Consider the following 19,224-nt stretch of genomic DNA (forward strand, 5'->3'; position numbering starts at 1 on the left):
CTCATTCTGCGGCAAAGTCACCGACTCACTTCAGTCAGCTAAAACGGACCGCGAGCTTTCTGTCTGGCAACGCCACAAGTCTCGCGCGGCAGCGATCAGAGTTCGTTTTGACAAACCTTAGTATAGGGTTTGCAGCCCATTCGATATCACTCGCTTACCTTTGTAGAGTTGTGCATCCGTCACATTGTTTCTAGTTTCGATGTTGAAGCTGGGCATTCGATTGAACGGGCGAAGCCTTTAAGCTGACTTGAGTCGCTGCCGGAAGCAGTTGAGTCCCATTCAGACCTAAGGACAAGATTAAATGGAAACACGTGAGCGCTCGTCCACATCTTGATGTGGACCTCAGGTGATTGTGCGCAAAAAGACATGGGTCTTAATCTTGCGAAGGTGCTTCTTGTTCGAGATCGCGATCTGCGATCCGAACGGCGGGGCTGAGTTAATCCAAGCAACCAGGATGCAAGAAGCGGAGGATTGAGCTCTCTGCTTGGGAAGCATGTGAGCCTTTTAGAGCACCCGTTTCCGCTTCCCTCATAATAGTGGCTTCGCCGCGGTCGCCTTTGATGACGATGGCCTAGCGCGACTTGGCCGCGAATTTGCGTCACCCTCTTTGAATGCGAGTCGAGATGGCATTTACCGAGCTTTTCATCAAACGTCCGGTGTTGTCTATCGTCGTCAGTCTCATGATCCTGCTGATCGGCCTTCGCGCTGCCGCCGTTTTACCGATCCGCCAGTATCCCAAGCTATCCAATACAGTCGTCAATATCACGACATCCTATCCTGGCGCATCCGCCGACATGATCCAGGGGTTCATCACCACTCCCCTGGAGCAGGCCGTCGCTTCGGCAGAGGGCGTCGACTACGTCACTTCCTCGTCGGTGCTCGGTACCTCAACGATCCAAGCCTACATCAAGCTCAATTTTGATCCCAATGAGGCACTCACCGAGGTGCTGTCTAAGGTCAACTCAGTCAAATATTTGATCCCGAAGGAATCAAACGATCCGGTTGTCACTAAATCAACCGGTCAGGCAACCGCTGTCATGTACATCGCCTTCTCCAGCGAGGAGCTGACGGCCAGCGCGATCTCCGATTATCTCTCGCGCGTCGTGCAACCGGTTATGTCTACGGTAGACGGCGTCGCGGCGGCAGACATCCTGGGCGGCCAAAGTTTTGCGATGCGGCTATGGCTCGATGCTGCGAAAATGGCGGGGCACGGCGTGTCGCCTGCTGATGTTTCGGCTGCAATCGCCGCCAACAACTTCCAGACCGCGGCCGGCCAGACCAAGGGCTATTTCACTGTCTCCGATGTCACGACAAACACCGACCTGCGGAGTGTCGATGACTTCAGGCGCATGATTGTCAAAGCTCAAGACCGCGGCTTCGTGCGCATGGAGGATATTGCGACAATCGAGCTTGCCGCGCAGACCGCAGACGTCAGCGTCTCCATGAACGGCGAGCACGCGGTCTTCATCGGCGTGCGGGCGAGCCCGCAAGGCAATCCGCTAAACATAGCGCGAGGCGTTCGGGCGATGTTTCCGGAAATGGAGCGTAACCTGCCGCCATCACTGAAGATGAAAGTGGCCTACGACTCGACCAAATTCATTCAATCGTCGATCGATGAAGTCGAGAAGACGCTCATTGAGGCGGTCGTGATAGTAGTGGTAGTGATCTTCCTTTTCCTGGCCTCGCTGCGGTCGGTCATCATTCCTGTCGTCACTATTCCGTTGTCGCTCGTCGGTGTCTGCAGCATGATGCTGGCGCTCGGGTTTTCGTTCAATCTGCTTACCCTCCTTGCGATGGTGCTCGCGATCGGTCTCGTGGTCGACGACGCGATCGTCGTGGTAGAGAACATTCATCGCCATCTAGAAGAAGGTGCGCCGCCCCCGCAGGCTGCTGCGAGAGGCGCGCGCGAGATCGTCGGCCCCGTAGTCTCCATGACGATTACGTTGGCCGCCGTATACGCCCCCATCGGCTTTCTTAGTGGCCTCACCGGTGCGCTGTTCCGCGAGTTCGCGTTTACACTGGCGGGGGCGGTGATCGTGTCGGGCGTGATCGCTTTGACGCTATCGCCCATGATGTGCTCGGTCTTCCTGAGGGGCGCTGAGGAGGGACGGTTTGCTAGATTTGTGAACCGTGTGTTCGGCGCCATGACACGCTGGTATGGCCGCAAGCTCGACCGCTCGCTCGACTATCGCCCAATTACCGGGCTGTTTGCCGTGACCATGCTGGGCCTCGTCGGCTTTCTCTGCGTGAACACTTCCAAGGAACTCGCGCCGGAGGAGGATCAAGGGATTGTATTCGCACTAACCAAGGCGCCGAAATACGCCAATATTGACTATCTCGACTATTACGGCGCCAAGCTCGAAAAGGCGATTCGGAAGTTTTCCGAGACCGATTTGAGCTTCGTGCTCAACGGTAGTGGCGGTTCGCAGGCGGGTATGGCCGGCATGTTGCTCAAGCCATGGGACGAGCGCAAGCGATCGTCGATAGTTCTTAAGTCCCTGCTCCAAGCCGAGCTGTCCAAAATCGAAGGTATCAACGCATTTGCTTTTAGCTTGCCGGCACTTCCGGGCGGATCGGACGGCCTGCCAGTGCAGATGGTGATCAATTCGACGCTCGGCTTCCAATCTGTCTACGAGCAGATGTCGAAACTGAAGGACGCCGCGCGCAAGAGCGGCCTGTTCATGATCAGCGACTCTGATCTCGAGTTCAACCAGCCGGTGGTACGAATCAAGGTCGATCGATCCAAGGCCAACGATCTTGGCATCACCATGCAGAATGTCGGTAACGCGCTCGCCATCCTACTTGGCGGAAACTATATCAATCGCTTCAATCTGCAGGGTCGCTCCTACGAGGTGATTCCGCAGGTGCCGCGTGAGAAACGCCTGGCCCCGGAAGCGATCGGGAACTATTATTTGAAGACTGCGACGGGCTCGATGCTTCCGCTGTCTACCGTCGTCTCGGTCGAGACTGCGACTGATCCGAACGCGCTCACCCACTACAACCAGCTCAACTGCGCGACCTTTCAGGCCGTGCCGATGCCTGGCGTCACGATCGGTCAAGCCGTGGACTTCCTGGAGGCGGAGGCACAGAAGCTGCCTGCAGGCTTCAGCCACGACTTCCTTGCGGACGCCCGACAATATGTGCACGAGGGTAACCAGCTGGCCATCACGTTCGCATTTGCACTGATCGTCATATTCTTGGTGCTTGCGGCGCAGTTCGAAAGTCTGCGCGATCCCATCATCATTATGATCAGTGTGCCGATGGCAATCGTCGGCGCCTTGATACCGCTATTCTTTGGCTGGGCGACGATGAACATCTACACCCAGGTCGGATTGCTGACGCTTGTTGGCTTGATTTCCAAGCACGGCATCCTGATGGTTGAGTTCGCAAATGAGCTGCAACTCAGGCAGAGACTTGACCGTCGCTCGGCGATAGAGATGGCGGCGCGCGTCCGACTTCGTCCAATCTTGATGACTACGGCGGCGATGGTCACGGGCCTGATACCCTTGTTGACCGCAACGGGAGCCGGAGCCGCGAGCCGCTTCTCGATCGGGCTCGTGATCGTCGCCGGTATGTCTGTCGGCACGCTGTTCACGCTCTTCGTGTTGCCGGCCGTCTATGTCGCGATCGCATCCGATCACCGTGCCGACGCGAGTTCCGGCTACGACAAGGGCGGCCTCGCGGGAGCCGTTAATGCCCAGCTGGCCAAGCATTGATGTCAAACCACTCCGGGTTGACGAGATTGCTGGCCTAGATTGGCGCGTTGTCCGCCGGCCGTGGTGATTTGGTGGGCCCGAATTTCGGGAAGGGGCTCGAAGGATGATCCCTGGTTGCTGCGCCCGTTTCGATCCATCGTTCGCCAGCGGGTAAGACTAAACCAATAAGAAATGCGATCGTTCATGACGCCGGTGTGGTGAGCGAAGGAGCCTGGGGCGGCTTCATGTCGAGATCTTCATGCCTGTTCTGCCGAGCTTGGCGAGCATCAGATGCTCGGCAAAAAACACGTCAGCGATCTGTTGCTGCTCCGCCTCGGCGAATTGCTGGGCGTTCACGGCCGCAGAACGCTCAATTTCGCACTCGCCGCGGCGCGGAGAGAATTCGTGCTCGCTTGATGAAAAGGTAGCGTTGTCATTACTCAAATGCCGCTAGAAATAGAATTACTTACTCCTCGTCGCCGTCGTATTGGCTGAGTGATCGCATTCAGGTAGTGGGAAAGTACAGCACGGCTTCTCAACCGAAGTCTATAAGGAGCAGACGTTGAAGCGATGCACATGACCACGTTCGTTGCCGCGATGGAGGCAGCGTGAGCTGCCAAGCGGGAGGCCAGAATCTGCCTCAGTCCTGATGGCCAATGTTCAGGCCTGATTCCCTGACACATGCTCCGACGCCCTCCGAAGTGCGAAAGTTATCGAAATGCCTGAGTTTGATGCAGCTATGTTTTTTCTGGCCGCAACGACGTGCTTTGCGGCCTTTGTAAATGGAGCCATCGGCTACGGGTTTTCGTCGCTCACTGTACCTCTTGCGCTGGTTTCCTACACCAATCGCGTTCTCAACCCCGCCATTGTTATCATCGAGGTCTTCGTCAACGTATACGTCGTCCTCATCAATCTGAAGGGCGTGCCGGCAATTTGGAGACGAGTGTTTCCCATCTTGCTTGGACTCTTGCCGGGCATTGCGCTTGGCGGCTATGCGTTGGCCTCGCTGCAGCCGGGCTGGATCAAATTCGCCACCTACACGATCATACTGCCCCTGATCCTGCTACAAGCCGCAGGTTGGCGCCGCCCTATCGAAGCTAGCTGGCTGATCGGTCTACCATTCGGTTCGATGCTGGGCATTCTCTATTCGGTGACGACCATCTCCGGTCCGCCTTTGGCGATGTTGTTTAACAACCAGGGCCTGGTCAGAAGTGAATTTCGCGCCGGTCTAGCCCTGGTTCGCGTGGTTGAATCGAGCGTGACCGCCTTCGTCTATTACAAGCTAGGCCTGTTCATCTCCGAAAGCGGCAGCCTGCTCTATGCCTTTATACCCAGTGTTGTGCTCGGCATCCCGCTGGGATCCTAACCGGCTGGAAGTAGACCGTCATGCCGGGTGCCATGCGCCGGCTTGATCCTGAGATATTCCGACGCATCTGCATGAGCTTTGATGCCTGGATCGTCGGATTCGGTCTGTCACGAGTGCTGATCGAGCTCGATCTAGTGCGGAGCTCCTGGGCTTATAGCGTGATGTCGGCGACGATACTGATCGATGTTTGCCTGCTATATTCGTTCTTTACCACGCACGGTCCGACCTGGTCAGAGCGACGGTCTCGGCGCGCCGCGGATATAAGCGCTTGAACGATGTCGGCGGGCGCCCCAGTATCGAACGCGCGCGCGTCCTGGACCTAATGGCCCGAAAGCAAAGCCAATCGATGACTGCGCGCGATGCCGTTGTGGCCCTGTCGGCGCCAAGGATAAGGGCTGACAACTGGCTGATTGTTCCACGACAATCCGGTGTTTCGAGGCGGGAGAATTTGAAATCTCAGTTCTGAAGCGTCGGAGGCAGATGTTGCCGACTCGCTATTCGAAATACTTGTGATCGTTTGCCCGCGGACGCTGATCGAGAAAAAGGAAACACTCGAGACACAAGCACATCGAGTCGCCGTCTCGTCGGTCATCGATATCAACACCGCTCATTGTGCGGCGATCATCGAATCTCCTGCCAAAGAGCAGCCGGGCGCATTCCTACTTTACATAGGTTGTCCGGTAGCTTCGGGTAGGTACGTGAAACGCTCCGATTCTGCTGATCTGGAGTGTACAAGGAGCGATGTAAAGTCGGCATTAAGCTGCTAGCTGACGATCCGAACACCCGCCTTGTGATCCGCGCCTCTTCATGGTCGGAACTGGCTCGAGCGTTCATAAAGATGCTAGCGTCAGCGGCAATGCTCGGTGGAGTCGACAAGCGCTGTCGTGGAACTGCGGCCGTGTTCGCGCCGGCCGTAGCCTTCTCCTCGAAATACACACAAGGACGCGTGCCCGACGACTTTTGTACGCTTTGTGACAAAGGGATATTGAGCTGTTACGCCTCTGACTGTCGGAAAAAGGCAAAGGCTGACGTCCTCGTTGCCGTTGCTCATCCGCGAAAGATAGGCCGTAACACGCATCCGGGTTGCTTGACGATCACTCCTATTTGACGCTCGCACCTTCTGAGGTGGCCCGAGCTTTTGCGATGGCATCGCATTTGCAGAGATGAAAATGTCAACATGAGGTCATCATCGTCGAGTTGCGGCCGCTTTTAGGCCACGCACGCAGGATGAGGGGCGCCGCGCTTACGAGCCCGTTCTCTCAGGAGTGCCAGTGATACCATCTGCCAATTGGGCTGCCAGCCTGCTTGGGACGCGGCTTGCGTTTTTTGTTGCCGGATTTGGCCTCGCGGCGTGGGCGCCGTTGGTGCCGCTTGCCAAGGAGCGGCTCGCGGTAGACGACCGCACGCTTGGTCTTCTGCTGCTCTGTCTCGGAACAGGATCCGTTCTCGCTATGCTTCTGACCAGCGTGTCGAACGCGCGGTACGGCAGCAAGCCCATTATCCTCGTGGGTGGACTCGGCCTCGCGCTTATCCTGCCGTGGTTGGCTATCGCCGGAACACCTCTTGCGCTGGGTGCCACGCTGTTCGCTTTCGGCGTTTCACTCGGTTCGATCGATGTAGCCATGAACATCTATGCGATCGAACTGGAGCGAGCCACCGGCCGTCCGTTGATGTCCGGCTTCCATGCCCATTACAGCATTGGAGAATTCACCGGCTCTGCTGCCGTGACCCTGTTTCTCTCGCTTCAGCTTAGTTCACTTTTTTCGACGTTGGTCTGTTCGACGTTTATGATGATCGCGATAGTGTCGGCCTGGCCGCGGTTGACTGCAACGAGCTTGAGACAGCAGGGGCCATTGTTTGTCTTGCCCCATCGCAGTGTGCTGCTAATAGCCGCGCTCGCGGCTATCACTTTTCTTGTCGAAGGTGCAATGCTTGATTGGAGCGCTTTGCTTCTCGTTGGGGAAGATCTTCTCACGGAGGCGCACGGAGGTCTTGGGTGTATGCTTTTCGCCATCGCAATGACCGCAGGGCGTCTCGGCGGAGATGCCGTTGTGGAGCGAATCGGCGACCGTGCCACATTGATGCTCGGAACTCTGCCGATCATGATAGGTTTCTTGGCGGTGGTCGCCGCGCCGGTTGCGCTGATTGCCATGGCGGGGTTCCTGCTTATTGGATTGGGCATTTCAAATGTTGTACCCGTACTGTGTCGACGCGCCGGCAAACAGAAGGTGATGCCGGTAGGCGTTGCGATCGCGGTCATCACGACAGCTGGCTACGCGGGTATACTGGTGGGTCCCGCTGGCATCGGGCTCGTCGCACACATGACTGGCTTGCCTTTTGCGTTCGCGATGTTGGGTGCGCTCATGTGTGTCGTCACGTTGTCGGCACGGATGGTGATGACAGAGGGTCGGTAAGGCTCGTTAGTCGGGAGAGACGGGGGACGGCGTTAGAGGCTGAGCGTCGATCAGGTCTAAACTTTAGCAGCAGAACGGTACGCCTCGATCACGGCCATTCTTCTTTTCCTGCAAGTTGGTTGGCTGAGTCGTAGGATATGCGAGTCACTCCAACTGAGCGCTGTTGTTGATGAATGCCGTTGGGCAACGCGCGGCAAGGTTAATCTTTCCGCGGTGACCGGGGTCAGCCAGGCTGGATTATCCAATGTCCGCTGATGCTCGGATGGGTCTGCTTGCACCCGCTGTCGGGACTACCAGTTCACTAAGATACCGTCCATTTGCTGTCGGCGAGATACGCCCGGTACGCTAGCTGAATGCCGTCCTCCAGCGAGGTGGTGGCGCGCCAGCCGAGCCTGGCCAGCCGGCCGACGTCGAGCAGCTTGCGCGGCGTGCCGTCCGGGCGCGACGTGTCGAAGCTGATCTCACCACGAAAACCGACGGCGGCCGCGACCATGAGTGCGAACTCGGCGATGGTGATGTCCTCGCCGGTGCCGATATTGACCAGTTCGGGCGATGAATAGGTCTTCATCAGATGGATGCAGGCGTCGGCGAGATCGTCGACATAGAGGAATTCGCGGCGCGGCGTGCCGGTGCCCCACACCGCGACGTTGCCGGCGCCCGAAACCTTGGCCTCGTGGAACCGGCGGATCAGCGCGGCGACGACGTGGCTGTATTCGGGGTGATAATTGTCGCCGGGGCCGTAGAGATTGGTCGGCATCACGCTGATGAAATCGGCGCCGTACTGGCTGCGATAGGCCTCGGCCATCTTGATGCCGGCGATCTTGGCGATGGCATAAGGCTCGTTGGTCGGCTCCAGCGGGCCGGTCAACATCGAATCCTCGCGCAGCGGCTGTGGCGCCAGGCGCGGATAGATGCAGGACGAGCCGAAGAACATCAGCTTCTCGCAGCCATTGGCGTGCGCTGCCTGGATCACGTTGCTCGAGATCGCCAGATTGTCGTAGAGGAATTCGGCCCGCAGCATGTTGTTGGCAACGATGCCGCCGACCTTGGCGGCGGCGAGGAACACGGCCTGCGGCCGCTTCGCGGCAAACCAGGCGTTGACCGCGGCTTGGTCGCGCAAATCGACCTCGCTGCGCGACACCGTCAGGAGATCGGCCTCCTCGCGCGCCAGCCGGCGCATCAGCGCCGAGCCGACCATGCCGCGGTGGCCGGCGACGAAGACCGACTTGCCCTTCAGCTCAAACACCGTGCTTGCCATTGGCCGCGTCCTGCCTGGCCTCGACGAGATCGCTGGCAACCATTTCCTTCACCAGTTGCGCGAACGGCGTCTTCGGCGCCCAGCCGAGCTTGGCGCGCGCCTTGCTGGCGTCGCCAATCAGAAGATCGACCTCGGTCGGGCGGAAATAGGTCGGATCGATCTGCACCAGGGTGTTGCCGGACGCCGTGTCGACACCGACCTCCTCGACGCCCTTGCCGCGCCATTCGATGCTGCGACCGACCTCGGCAAACGCCAGTTCGACGAACTCGCGGACCGACCGCGTTTCGCCGGTCGCGAGCACGAAGTCGCCGGGCTCGTCGACCTGCAGGATCCTGTGCATGCCCTCGACATAGTCGCGGGCGTGGCCCCAGTCGCGCTTGGCGTCGAGATTGCCGAGATAGAGCTTGTTCTCGAGGCCGACCTCGATGCGGGCGACGGCGCGGGTGATCTTGCGCGTCACGAAGGTCTCGCCGCGGATCGGGCTCTCATGGTTGAACAGGATGCCGTTGCTGGCGAACATGCCATAGGCCTCGCGGTAGTTCACCGTGATCCAGTAGCCGTAGAGCTTGGCGACGCCATAGGGCGAGCGCGGATAGAACGGCGTGGTCTCCTTTTGCGGCACCTCCTGCACGAGCCCGTAAAGCTCCGAGGTCGAGGCCTGGTAGAACCGCGTTTCCTTTTCCATGCCGAGGATGCGAATTGCCTCCAAGAGGCGCAGCACGCCGATCGCATCGGCGTTGGCGGTGTATTCCGGGCTCTCGAAACTGACCTGGACGTGGCTCTGGGCGGCGAGGTTGTAGATCTCGGTCGGCCGGATCTGCTGCACCAGGCGGATCAGATTGGTCGAATCCGTCATGTCGCCGTAGTGCATCAGGAACGGCACGTTGCCGGCATGCGGATCCTGGTAGAGATGGTCGACGCGCGCGGTGTTGAGCGAGGACGACCGGCGCTTGATCCCGTGCACGGTGTAGCCGAGACCGAGCAGATATTCGGCGAGATACGCGCCGTCCTGCCCGGTGACGCCGGTGATCAACGCAATGCGCCGTTGTGAGTCCTGAGCCGCCATGGTCTCTCTTAGTTGCGCTGGAAAGAAAGCGCCCCTTGAAACGCGCGTTGCGGAGCGCTTTCTCGCGATATCTAGATGCGCAAGCGCGCACCACCCGCAATTAGAGGAGAACGATCATTAGCTCTAGTCATACACATCATATAGAAATGCGCACTATATACGTTGATTTACTCGACTGGAGAGCGGGTACCATTGAGTTGAATGTCCACAATCCTAACCGAACAAGCCAGACGACAAACGCCATCACGCGCAGCCGGATACTGCTCGGGCGATGTTTCCAACGAGATGATGCCGATGTTCCATGTTTCCTTGTCTATCTTGCGCACGTTATATTCGCGTAGTCTCGCCATAGCCGGCGGAGTGGTTTGCTGAGGTGCAGTTGCCGACGCCCTTACCGGAATTACGCCATGCAAGCACACAATGAGCTTGGGCCTCGATATCGTATTCTACAAAGCTCCCGTACCGTTGACTTCCGAACAGAGCACGCAATCTGGCCAATAGGGTCGTCGGCCCTAGCGCTTCTTTCAATAAGTGTAAGCCGACGCAAGACCGAATAAGAAAGAATGGCAAACGTTGGTATAGTTCTTCGAACGTTTCGATATCGATAGCTTACGTTCGTACAATAGAGAGTTCGATGCAATCGTTTAGTCTCATATCCCGACGAGTAACGACAAAGACGATCCACACGAGAGCGGCAGCGTAATACACCGATAGCAGACATGTGGAAAGCACGGTGAGGCTGCATCTTTCTAGCAGCCCGAAGGAGCAAGGCTCTCGAGGAGATCCTCAGTGAGGCGTCGGGACCATTGACCCCGCGTCGGCTGCTAACCGGATCGGCCGCATCGCCGCTCGCTTTGTTGGGATTTGAGCTGAAGAGTCGTGAATGGCTCATCAGAGATGATGAGCCAAATAGGACATGACGCTTCACTCTGGAATGAATGGTCTGCCGATCTGGCCCAAAGTTCCCCCATCCATGAAGCCTAGCCGCTTGCGCGATCTATCCTCGCAGCGGGCATACCACGCGATGGTGACAGTTGCCGTCGCCTTCGAGCGAAGAGTCTGTTTGTGTCGGGATTGGATACCGAACTCAGCCACGCAACCCTGCCCGCATATCGGGCTCACCTCTAAGGAGGCACGCCATTCGCAGTCATCGCTGTTTGTATTCGATGGAGGCAACCAAAAGCAGAGCGTGGCCGGAGAAAGCGATGATGGTTGAAATGGACTGAGCCCGCACTTGCGAATGCGGCGATACATGAAGCCGCAATAAATTGAGAGCTTGGTACCTATGACCGTCGGGTAGGCAGATTCCATGGGTCCCTCTGTGGGAACGCCTGACTCTTTGAACCTGGGCTGTATCGATCAATATGTGTGGAATAGTCGGCATCTTGGCGCGTGGTCCGGTCGCTGGGCAATTGGTCGCTTCGCTGAAGCGATTGGAATATCGTGGCTATGACTCCGCTGGCGTAGCAACGCTCGAGGGTCTCCGTATCGAGCGCCGGCGCGCTAAAGGTAAGTTGAGAAACCTTGAGGAACGGCTACGCCATTGTCCGCCGTCGGGTCATAGCGGCATTGGTCACACCCGCTGGGCAACTCATGGAAAGCCGACCGAGAGTAATGCTCATCCGCATGCGACGGAAAATGTCGCGGTCGTTCACAACGGTATCATTGAAAATTTCCACGCGCTGCGAGCCGAACTGGAGCGGAATGGAGCTCATTTTAGCTCAGAGACGGATACCGAGGTGGTGGCGCATCTCGTCGAATCCTACCTCAAGAATGGCTACTCGCCGCAGGATGCGGTACAAGCCTCGCTGCCACGGCTGCGCGGAGCTTTCGCTCTGGCATTTCTGTTCAAAGGCCATGAGGATCTTTTGATCGGTGCGCGCAAGGGATCGCCCCTTGCGATTGGGCATGGTCCTGGCGAAGTGTATTTAGGATCGGACGCGATCGCACTCGCGCCCTTGACCGATGCCATTACTTACCTTGAGGACGGCGACTGGGCCGTGCTTACCCGCGCGGTCTGCGTGATCTATGGCGCAGACGGGACTGTCGTCCATCGGGAAACATCCAAGTCTAGCGCGTCGTCACTCCTGGTGGACAAGGCGAACTATCGTCACTTCATGGCAAAGGAAATCCACGAGCAGCCGACTATGGTCGGACAGACATTGGCGCATTATCTCGATATGGCAGCCGAGCGCGTAGTCCTGCCGCTCACACTACCGTTCGACTTCAATTCTATTCAGCGCATCTCAATTACAGCGTGCGGCACGGCGAGCTATGCTGGCTACATTGCCAAATACTGGTTTGAACGGCTGGCCCGCCTGCCTGTCGAAGTCGACGTGGCGTCCGAGTTCCGCTACAGGGAGGCGCCTTTGCGCCGGGGCGATCTCGCGATCGTCATCTCGCAGTCCGGGGAAACGGCCGACACACTGGCCGCGTTGCGCTATGCCAAGAGCCAGGGCCTACACACGATATCCGTGGTCAATGTCCCGACGTCGACCATCGCGCGCGAGAGTGAATCCGTGCTGCCGACGCTAGCGGGTCCAGAAATCGGCGTGGCCTCCACCAAGGCATTCGTCTGCCAGCTGGCGGTGATGGCGACCCTTGCCGTCGCAGCAGCCAAAGAGCGCGGTAAGCTATCCGAGATCGATGAATCGAGGCTTGTACGCGAACTTATCGAAGTGCCGCGGCTGATTGCTGCAGCGCTGTTGGTCGAGCCGCAGATCGAGAAACTCGCGCGTGATGTTGCCAAGTCGAGCGACGTGCTCTATCTCGGCCGAGGTACATCGGCGCCCCTGGCCTTGGAGGGCGCGCTCAAGCTGAAAGAAATCTCCTATATCCACTCAGAAGGCTACGCCGCCGGCGAACTCAAGCATGGACCGATTGCATTGATCGATGAGACAGTGCCCGTGGTGGTGATCGCGCCCTACGACGGGGTCTTCGAGAAAACCGTTTCGAACATGCAAGAAGTCGCCGCTCGAGGCGGCAACATCATCTTGATCACCGACGCAAGGGGCGCCTCGGAAGCGACGGTGGATACGCTCATGACCATTGTTTTACCAGATATGGCTGCAAGCTTTACGCCCATGGTTTATGCCGTCGCGGTACAATTGTTAGCCTATCATACCGCCGTCGTTATGGGGACGGACGTGGATCAGCCGCGCAATCTTGCCAAATCGGTCACAGTTGAATAGATGCCCGCGGCAGCGTCGATATGCTGTCCTGCGGGCAGTTCCGCGGATGCAATAACATGTCGTCGTGACTCCTATTGATGACTGCTCGCCGCGCCCGCCGAACTTATCGAGACTGCGATCTGGAAGCCACTCTGGTTGACCCTAACCGCTATCGGAAGGAAGCGATCGGATCGCTTGAGTAGGCGAACTTAGACCGATTCCATTGGTGATTGACGCATGGGCGCCCTCGTCCCTTTCCGCAACGTCAATGCCGCGTGCGTTAGCTTCGGGTAGCCCAGCTCACGCTGCAAGCTGGGCACCTATCAGTTCCACAGGCCCTAACCAGCCCGAACGAAATACGGATATGCCTGATGGATCACCAATAGCCTCGTCCTACCTCCAATCCTCGCGCCTGCCGAACTGACGAACTAAAGTGATACAGAATGCAGATAGCTTCGCGGGGGCGTATCGTGCCTCGCGGAGCGCCAAAACGTCCCCCTACATAAAGTCATCATCCTCCCAATCCGGCGCGGTATTTCCTGCACGCTCGGAACGTTCCGTGCCTCTGCCTTCGCTCTCCGCCGCTTTGGAAAGGTAAAATCGAGGTTTGTTCTCTCGCTGCCATTCTCCTTGGCTATTCTTACCCCACTTGTCGGGATGCTGGGTAGGATCAAGGACCATCAGCGAGTCACCTATCTCAACAAAACCCAACGCTGCCGCACGGGCTTTTGCTTCCGGATTCACAGGGTGAGAAAGGACCAAGGGCTCATCGCCATCAAGCCGAAGTTGATACTCCAGCAAGATATCGCCTGCATTGTCGACCAGGGGATGCGTAACCCGAAAGTCTATTGTCGATGTTATGTCCGATCGTCCGGGAAACTGTTCCTGCCAGCGGGCGCGTGCGGTCTCCTCCTTGAACACATCATCGACGGTAGCTCCTCCTTCCGTTCGGAGAAGTCCAACGCTTTTGTTTCCTAATTGATAGCTGAAATGTCGTGCGTCGTCCGAACCGACCTTCCTGCCATGATTATAGGCGACGTCCGCAGCTCGTTCGGCCTTCAATGCCACCGACCGCGAGTATTGCTGGGGATTGGCCGCGATATGCTGGACTTCATCCCCATAGAAATCTTCCAACAGTTCCTGAAATGAGGTGCTTGAGATCTCCACGACAGGTGGTTTGGCAGCTAGTGAGTACGGCCGCGCTGCTGCCGAAGTTGAACGGGCATAAGCTGTTTGCGGCGCTATCTGCAAACTGGAAAAGACGTCCTCGAAGCGTCGGTCTTGATCTGTCTGCGTACCGCCGGTTTCAATTTGTGTCATTCCATCAAAGTCAGAACTACCCATCCATGGAAAGCTGGGTGAGCCATCTAGTCGATTGTACATGGACGTTCGCGCTCCCATCCAAGAAAGTTGTCTTGAGTGTCAGGGCCACCAAGGCCGAGCGGGACTTGATAGTCAGACTGTCTGACGAGAAGCTGACTACAAGTTTTCGAACAGTTGTACCGTGTGCCTACGTGATCGGATCTCTTTGCCGTGGCCGCCCAGACCGGACAAAAGTCGGCGGTCGGCTGATTGTTTCAAGCGTCTGCGCCGTCGCCATTCTCACTCAGTGCGGCATCGAGGTACTCGATCAGCGTATGTCCGGCGAAGGGCTTGGCCAAGAAACCAGTCGCTCCCGCGCTCAGGGCTGAGGCGCGCACGCGGTCATTGGGGAAGGCTGTAATAAAAATGAATGGCACGCCATAGCCACGGGTCCGCATTTCCGCCAGCAGGTCCAACCCACTCATAACCGGCATCTGCACATCGGTAATTACACAGGAGGTCTCGTTCAACCGCGGCGATCTCAAGAACTCCTCGGCCGACGCAAACGTTTGAACGACGTAGCCACGCGATTTCAGAAGATTTTCTGTCGCCGCACGGACCGATGCGTCGTCATCAACGACAGAAATCAAAGGCGTGGACAAGACAAGCTCTCCTGGCGCGGGACTAGCGGCTGCCGAGGCACTAGCCACCATTGAGCGAAAAGTGGGCTTGAGTGGCTAAATTGTAAAATCATACTTAGGTTTGTTCGGGGCGGTTACCGCGGATTCCCAGCGTCTCAGTCATTCTGATCAAATCCGCCAGCGACCTGGCGCGCATCTTTTTCATCACGTGTCCACGGTAGATCTTGACCGTAATCTCGGCGAGCCCCAGCTCGGCGGCTATCTGCTTGTTCATTAATCCGGTAGCGACCAGTTTCATCACCGCCTGCTCGCGCGGGCTCAAGGTCTCAAATAGGGACTTCAGCTTCGCGATGGTCTGTTCGTCCTCGCGCCTTTTGCGATCGCGTTCGGTCGCTGCGACTACGGCGTCCAGCAGTTCCTGATCGCGAAACGGTTTGGTGAGAAAATCGACCGCTCCGCCCTTCATAGCCCTGACGCTCATGGGAATGTCGCCATGGCCGGTAATGAAGATGATGGGAATATGAACGTTCGCCTTGGCTAGCTCAGTCTGAAACTCAAGGCCGCTCAAGCCTGGCAGCCGGACATCAAGAACCAGGCAGCTAACAACGTCGGGAAGTTTGCTCTGCAGCATTTCTCGGGCCGATCCGAATGCAACGACGTCCAGGCCCACGGATTGGAAAAGGTTCGTAAGCGACCGACGCATCGAGACGTCATCTTCAACAACGAAGACGATCGCATGCGCCGACGCCTCGGCCTTGCTGCCTTCGCGCTGGGAGTTGGAGCGTTCATTCATGACACGATCTCCTTGTGCAGCGGCAGGTCAAACCGAAAGGTGGCCCCCGGCCCTTGCTTGCAGACGATCGAAAGACGCCCCCCGTGAGCCTCCACAATCGAGCGGCAGATCGAAAGCCCCATTCCAAGGCCGCTCGATTTTGTCGTGAAAAATGGGTCTAACACTCGGTCGACGTCATTCTCGGCGATGCCGATGCCACTGTCAGTCACGGCAAGCCGCACGTGCCCCATATCGTCGCTAGATGACTGAATCACTAGTTCACGCGGCCGGTCCGTAACTGCGTCCATCGCTTCGATTCCGTTCATCACCAGATTGATAATCACCTGTTGCAGCTGAATCCGGTCTCCGAGGATTGCGGGTAGCGCTACCGTCAAATCGGTTTTTAACGTCACCTGGTGGCTAATCAGCTCACGTGTCACAAGCGCAATGACGTCCTTAACGACGTCATTGATGTCGAGCGGCAGCATCTCGATCTCGCCTTTCTTCGCAAGTGCGCGAATGCGACGGATCACCTCGCTTGCTCGGATTGCGTCTTCGATTATCCACTCAACCGATGAGCGCGCGGCGGAAAGATCAGGGGTTTCGCGGTTCATCCAACCGAGGCATGCGTCGGCGTTGCTGATAATAGCGGCGAGTGGCTGGTTGATTTCGTGGGCGATGGACGTTGTCAACTCTCCCAGGGTGGTCACGCGCGTCACGTGTGCGAGCTCTGCCTGTGCCTTTCGCAACTCTTGTTCGGCTTGATTTGCGCGAATGATAGCCGTCATGTCAGTGCTGACGCCCCGGTACCCGAGAAAATTACCGTCGATATCAAAAAAAGGCTTGCCACTCGTTCGAACGTAGATCGGAGATCCCATCCGGTTGACGGTGCGGTAGAGCAGATCCCGAAACGGCAGATGCGCCTCCAGCCTCGCCCGATGCTGCCGCCACTTCTCAGGTTCTTCTTCGACGTCGCACGCAATGTCCCAGCGAAGCATACCCATCAATCCTGTCGCCAGGATTCCCGCAGCGCTGGTGTGCTCGGACAAGCGAGTGACCTGATGATCTGGCCCGGTCTCCCAGAGCCAGTCGGAGGCTGTTTCGGCGTAGTCGCGAAAGCGTTGCTCGCTTTCGCGCAGCGCGGCAAGTGTGCTTTCCAGACGTTCCCTGGCTGCATATTGCTCAGTGACATCCATATGTGTTCCGATGAGTTCGCTGACATTGCCGTCGCTGCCAACCACCACATGGGCCACGGAATGTATATGCCTCATCGAGCCATCTGGCATAAGGATTCGAAAATCGTACTCGAAGCGTCCTTCCTTGTCTTCTCTAGCCAGTCGCTGTACTTCCTGAAGTCGCGGCAGATCGTCTGGATGGATACGCGACCGAATGGTCTCTATCGACACCGTCTCTTGCGGATCAAAGCCAAACAGGCGATCGACCTCGGCGGAGCGATAGATAAAATCGAGACGGTAGACGTCCCAGGACCAACTACCCGTGTGACTGAGATGCTGGGCTTCGGCCAGATAGGCTTCGCTGCGGCGCAACTGCTGTTCTGCTAGTCTTGCGGCCGTGATATCCGTCGCTGCCCCGACAAACTCGATGTCACCAGTCGCGGTTCTCGTGGTGCGTGCCCGCGCATGGATGTGCTTCACCGATCCATCCGGCAGCAGTAACCGGTATTCATGCTCGAAGCTCTTTGGATCTCGCATCGCTTGATCGATGGTCTCTTGGACTGAGGCCCTATCGTCTGGATGCGTGCGCGCGACGATCAGTTCCGGCGCGGGAGCCGTCTGCGGATCCAACTGTAGAATACGAAACAGCTCCTTTGACCAAAAGGCCTCGCCGGTGGCGACGTTCCAGCTGAAGCTGCCTGTATTGCTCAACTCCTGCGCCTGAGCCAAATGTGCTTCGCTTCGCTGCAGGGCAAGTTCGGTCCGCTTTCGCTCCGTGATATCTTCGCAGGCTATGAGGACAACGGGCCGCTCATCGGCCCAGAGCATTGCTTTGGCGTTTTCACGTACCCACAACACCGAGCCGTCTTTCCGAACTTTCTGGGCCTCCCAGGTTTGCGATTGACCGATATCTTCAAGGCAGGCCCGAATGCATTTGCGGGCGAACGCGCGATCCTCGTCCAGAAAGACTCCCAGGACAGATTGACCGATCAGTTCGGAGCGCGCATAGCCGAGCTGTGTCGCGCCGAGCGTATTGACGTTGAGGACGGTACCGGCTTCGTCGACCATGACGTACATGGACGGATTGTGCTCAAAGATTGCGCGCCACCGCTTTTCACGGTCTTTCAAATCGGCAGTGCTGCGCCGGAGTTCGGCCGCAGTCTCACGCGCGGCCTCTCTTTCCTGGCGGATCTTTCCAATCAGGTGCGTTCCGACAATCGAGACAGTAAAGAAAGCGACAACCACCAGAAGAACTTGGGGGTCGTCGATCCCAAGACTGAACGCGGGCGGCGCGAAGTAGTACGCCAAAGCAGCGATGGCCAAGATGGAAAGGGCAGATGATGCAATAAAGCTGCCGATCAATGAAAACAGCAATATTACCAGCAGATAGCCGAACGCCGTCGCAGCGAAATGTGTTTGAAGGTACAAGGAGGCCAACGTCACTACCGCCAGCGTTATGCTGCCGAATGTGAACTGTGTGGCTGAACGTTTGAAATTATTGACTTGGTTATACATTCTTTGACCGTCCGGCCTTTCTCCGGCGGGAGAGTTATAACATTTAGGCAAAAATGGGGCAATCTTTCGGCCCCAAGGGACGCTCGCCAATGTTCTGGGTCAATTGCTTGCAGCTGAACTCAGCACGTGCCGGAGAAAGGCGCATTACAACGTAGGTATAGTTGTTCTAAACCTTTCAATATGGCGCGCTAACCCGCGTACAACCGGGTCGGAGATGTCCGTTTTCCTTCGTTGCCCATAATCGCTTGGCGGGGGACCGAGGCTGTGGACATCGCGTGCCGAACACAGCTGCGTGGCGCCAAGGCACGTTCCAATGACGCGCACAACAGCTACATCAATTCCACAAAGACGCTAACGCTGAACAACGAGGCACGTCGTCGCAAAGAACCGCGATGAGCCGTGGAGCGCCGTGACGTTAGTTCGATAGGATCCATCTTAGCCTGGTGGTACCAAGCCGGTCGACGGTGATCATACCCGCCCCGACGTGATGCCGTAACGCGCGCCGGAATAAACGGATGGCTGAGTTGGAAATTGCCGCTACCCGCGGGCGCGGAAGAGGCCGGTTCAGTGGCCACGCACCAAGCTATTTTGTGGGCTAGACCCAGTCCCTTGGCCAGTCAGGCCGGGTAGGCTCTGTCGGAATCGTGTTGTGTTGCCCCACGCCAACCTTGCGCCAGCATTTGGATGGCTGGGAGCTTTCAACTCCACGGCGCGCCAAAAATATTCGTGGAAAAACGACTTCATCTTCCGCGTTTGCGTGGAATTCTCAGACGTGGTTTGGAGCGCGACACGGAGCAATGGTGTGAACGGCTGCTCCTGCAAAAAAAGCATCAACTCGCAGTTCAAGTCG

At 57.4% G+C, this 19,224-nt stretch carries 11 protein-coding genes; 4 read left to right on the forward strand and 7 right to left on the reverse strand.

What is annotated here, in order from left to right:
• Positions 1-623 precede the first annotated feature (623 nt).
• Complete coding sequence (locus tag Q2M23_RS20350; RefSeq protein WP_316396794.1) at positions 624-3,716, forward strand: efflux RND transporter permease subunit; 3,093 nt, start codon at positions 624-626, stop codon at positions 3,714-3,716.
• A 222-nt stretch (positions 3,717-3,938) separates the two neighbouring features.
• Here Q2M23_RS20350 and Q2M23_RS20355 read toward each other — a convergent pair whose 3' ends face one another.
• The gene (locus Q2M23_RS20355; protein ID WP_316396795.1) at positions 3,939-4,139 is read right to left on the reverse strand and encodes a hypothetical protein; all 201 of its coding nucleotides are present in this window, start codon (positions 4,137-4,139) and stop codon (positions 3,939-3,941) included.
• A gap of 274 nt (positions 4,140-4,413) precedes the next feature.
• Between Q2M23_RS20355 and Q2M23_RS20360 the strand changes: the two genes are divergently transcribed.
• Together Q2M23_RS20360 and Q2M23_RS20365 are read left to right on the forward strand one after the other, a co-directional pair.
• Positions 4,414-5,061 carry a sulfite exporter TauE/SafE family protein gene (locus Q2M23_RS20360; RefSeq protein WP_316396796.1) on the forward strand — a complete coding sequence of 216 codons (648 nt, stop codon included), beginning with the start codon at positions 4,414-4,416 and terminating at the stop codon, positions 5,059-5,061.
• Positions 5,062-6,335: 1,274 nt separating this feature from the next.
• Positions 6,336-7,475 (forward strand): MFS transporter, encoded by a 1,140-nt coding sequence (locus Q2M23_RS20365; protein ID WP_316396848.1) that lies wholly within the window; start codon positions 6,336-6,338, stop codon positions 7,473-7,475.
• A 301-nt stretch (positions 7,476-7,776) separates the two neighbouring features.
• On the opposite strand, the gene Q2M23_RS20370 is transcribed toward Q2M23_RS20365, so the two are convergent.
• Both Q2M23_RS20370 and gmd read right to left on the reverse strand, forming a co-directional pair.
• Positions 7,777-8,733 (reverse strand): GDP-L-fucose synthase, encoded by a 957-nt coding sequence (locus tag Q2M23_RS20370; protein ID WP_316396797.1) that lies wholly within the window; start codon positions 8,731-8,733, stop codon positions 7,777-7,779.
• The gene (gene gmd, locus Q2M23_RS20375; RefSeq protein WP_316396798.1) at positions 8,714-9,799 is read right to left on the reverse strand and encodes a GDP-mannose 4,6-dehydratase; all 1,086 of its coding nucleotides are present in this window, start codon (positions 9,797-9,799) and stop codon (positions 8,714-8,716) included. The genes Q2M23_RS20370 and gmd overlap by 20 nt, the downstream gene beginning before the upstream one ends.
• A 1,364-nt stretch (positions 9,800-11,163) precedes the next feature.
• On the opposite strand from gmd, the gene glmS reads away from it, so the two are divergent.
• Positions 11,164-12,990: a glutamine--fructose-6-phosphate transaminase (isomerizing) gene (glmS, locus tag Q2M23_RS20380; protein WP_316396799.1), complete on the forward strand. Its 1,827-nt coding sequence runs from the start codon at positions 11,164-11,166 to the stop codon at positions 12,988-12,990.
• A gap of 477 nt (positions 12,991-13,467) precedes the next feature.
• On the opposite strand, the gene Q2M23_RS20385 is transcribed toward glmS, so the two are convergent.
• From Q2M23_RS20385 to Q2M23_RS20400, 4 genes are all read right to left on the reverse strand, one after another.
• The gene (locus Q2M23_RS20385) at positions 13,468-14,352 is read right to left on the reverse strand and encodes an Effector protein NopP (protein WP_316396800.1); all 885 of its coding nucleotides are present in this window, start codon (positions 14,350-14,352) and stop codon (positions 13,468-13,470) included.
• A gap of 194 nt (positions 14,353-14,546) precedes the next feature.
• Complete coding sequence (locus Q2M23_RS20390) at positions 14,547-14,933, reverse strand: response regulator transcription factor (protein WP_176937262.1); 387 nt, start codon at positions 14,931-14,933, stop codon at positions 14,547-14,549.
• A gap of 94 nt (positions 14,934-15,027) precedes the next feature.
• Positions 15,028-15,705: a response regulator transcription factor gene (locus Q2M23_RS20395; RefSeq protein WP_092090218.1), complete on the reverse strand. Its 678-nt coding sequence runs from the start codon at positions 15,703-15,705 to the stop codon at positions 15,028-15,030.
• A complete protein-coding gene (locus tag Q2M23_RS20400) occupies positions 15,702-18,374 on the reverse strand; it encodes a PAS domain S-box protein (protein WP_092090217.1) in 2,673 nt (890 codons plus the stop codon). The genes Q2M23_RS20395 and Q2M23_RS20400 overlap by 4 nt, the downstream gene beginning before the upstream one ends.
• Positions 18,375-19,224: the final 850 nt, after the last annotated feature.

Source organism: Bradyrhizobium sp. 33ap4, assembly GCF_032654765.1.
In the GTDB taxonomy this organism is placed as follows: domain Bacteria; phylum Pseudomonadota; class Alphaproteobacteria; order Rhizobiales; family Xanthobacteraceae; genus Bradyrhizobium; species Bradyrhizobium australafricanum.

Excerpts from the sequence above, each read along its gene's own strand:
- Q2M23_RS20385 (WP_316396800.1), bottom strand. The coding sequence starts at position 14,352 with ATGTACAATCGACTAGATGGCTCACCCAGCTTTCCATGGATGGGTAGT.
- glmS (WP_316396799.1), top strand. The coding sequence starts at position 11,164 with ATGTGTGGAATAGTCGGCATCTTGGCGCGTGGTCCGGTCGCTGGGCAA.
- Q2M23_RS20395 (WP_092090218.1), bottom strand. The coding sequence starts at position 15,705 with ATGAATGAACGCTCCAACTCCCAGCGCGAAGGCAGCAAGGCCGAGGCG.
- Q2M23_RS20350 (WP_316396794.1), top strand. The coding sequence starts at position 624 with ATGGCATTTACCGAGCTTTTCATCAAACGTCCGGTGTTGTCTATCGTC.
- Q2M23_RS20400 (WP_092090217.1), bottom strand. The coding sequence starts at position 18,374 with ATGTATAACCAAGTCAATAATTTCAAACGTTCAGCCACACAGTTCACA.
- Q2M23_RS20370 (WP_316396797.1), bottom strand. The coding sequence starts at position 8,733 with ATGGCAAGCACGGTGTTTGAGCTGAAGGGCAAGTCGGTCTTCGTCGCC.
- Q2M23_RS20360 (WP_316396796.1), top strand. The coding sequence starts at position 4,414 with ATGCCTGAGTTTGATGCAGCTATGTTTTTTCTGGCCGCAACGACGTGC.
- gmd (WP_316396798.1), bottom strand. The coding sequence starts at position 9,799 with ATGGCGGCTCAGGACTCACAACGGCGCATTGCGTTGATCACCGGCGTC.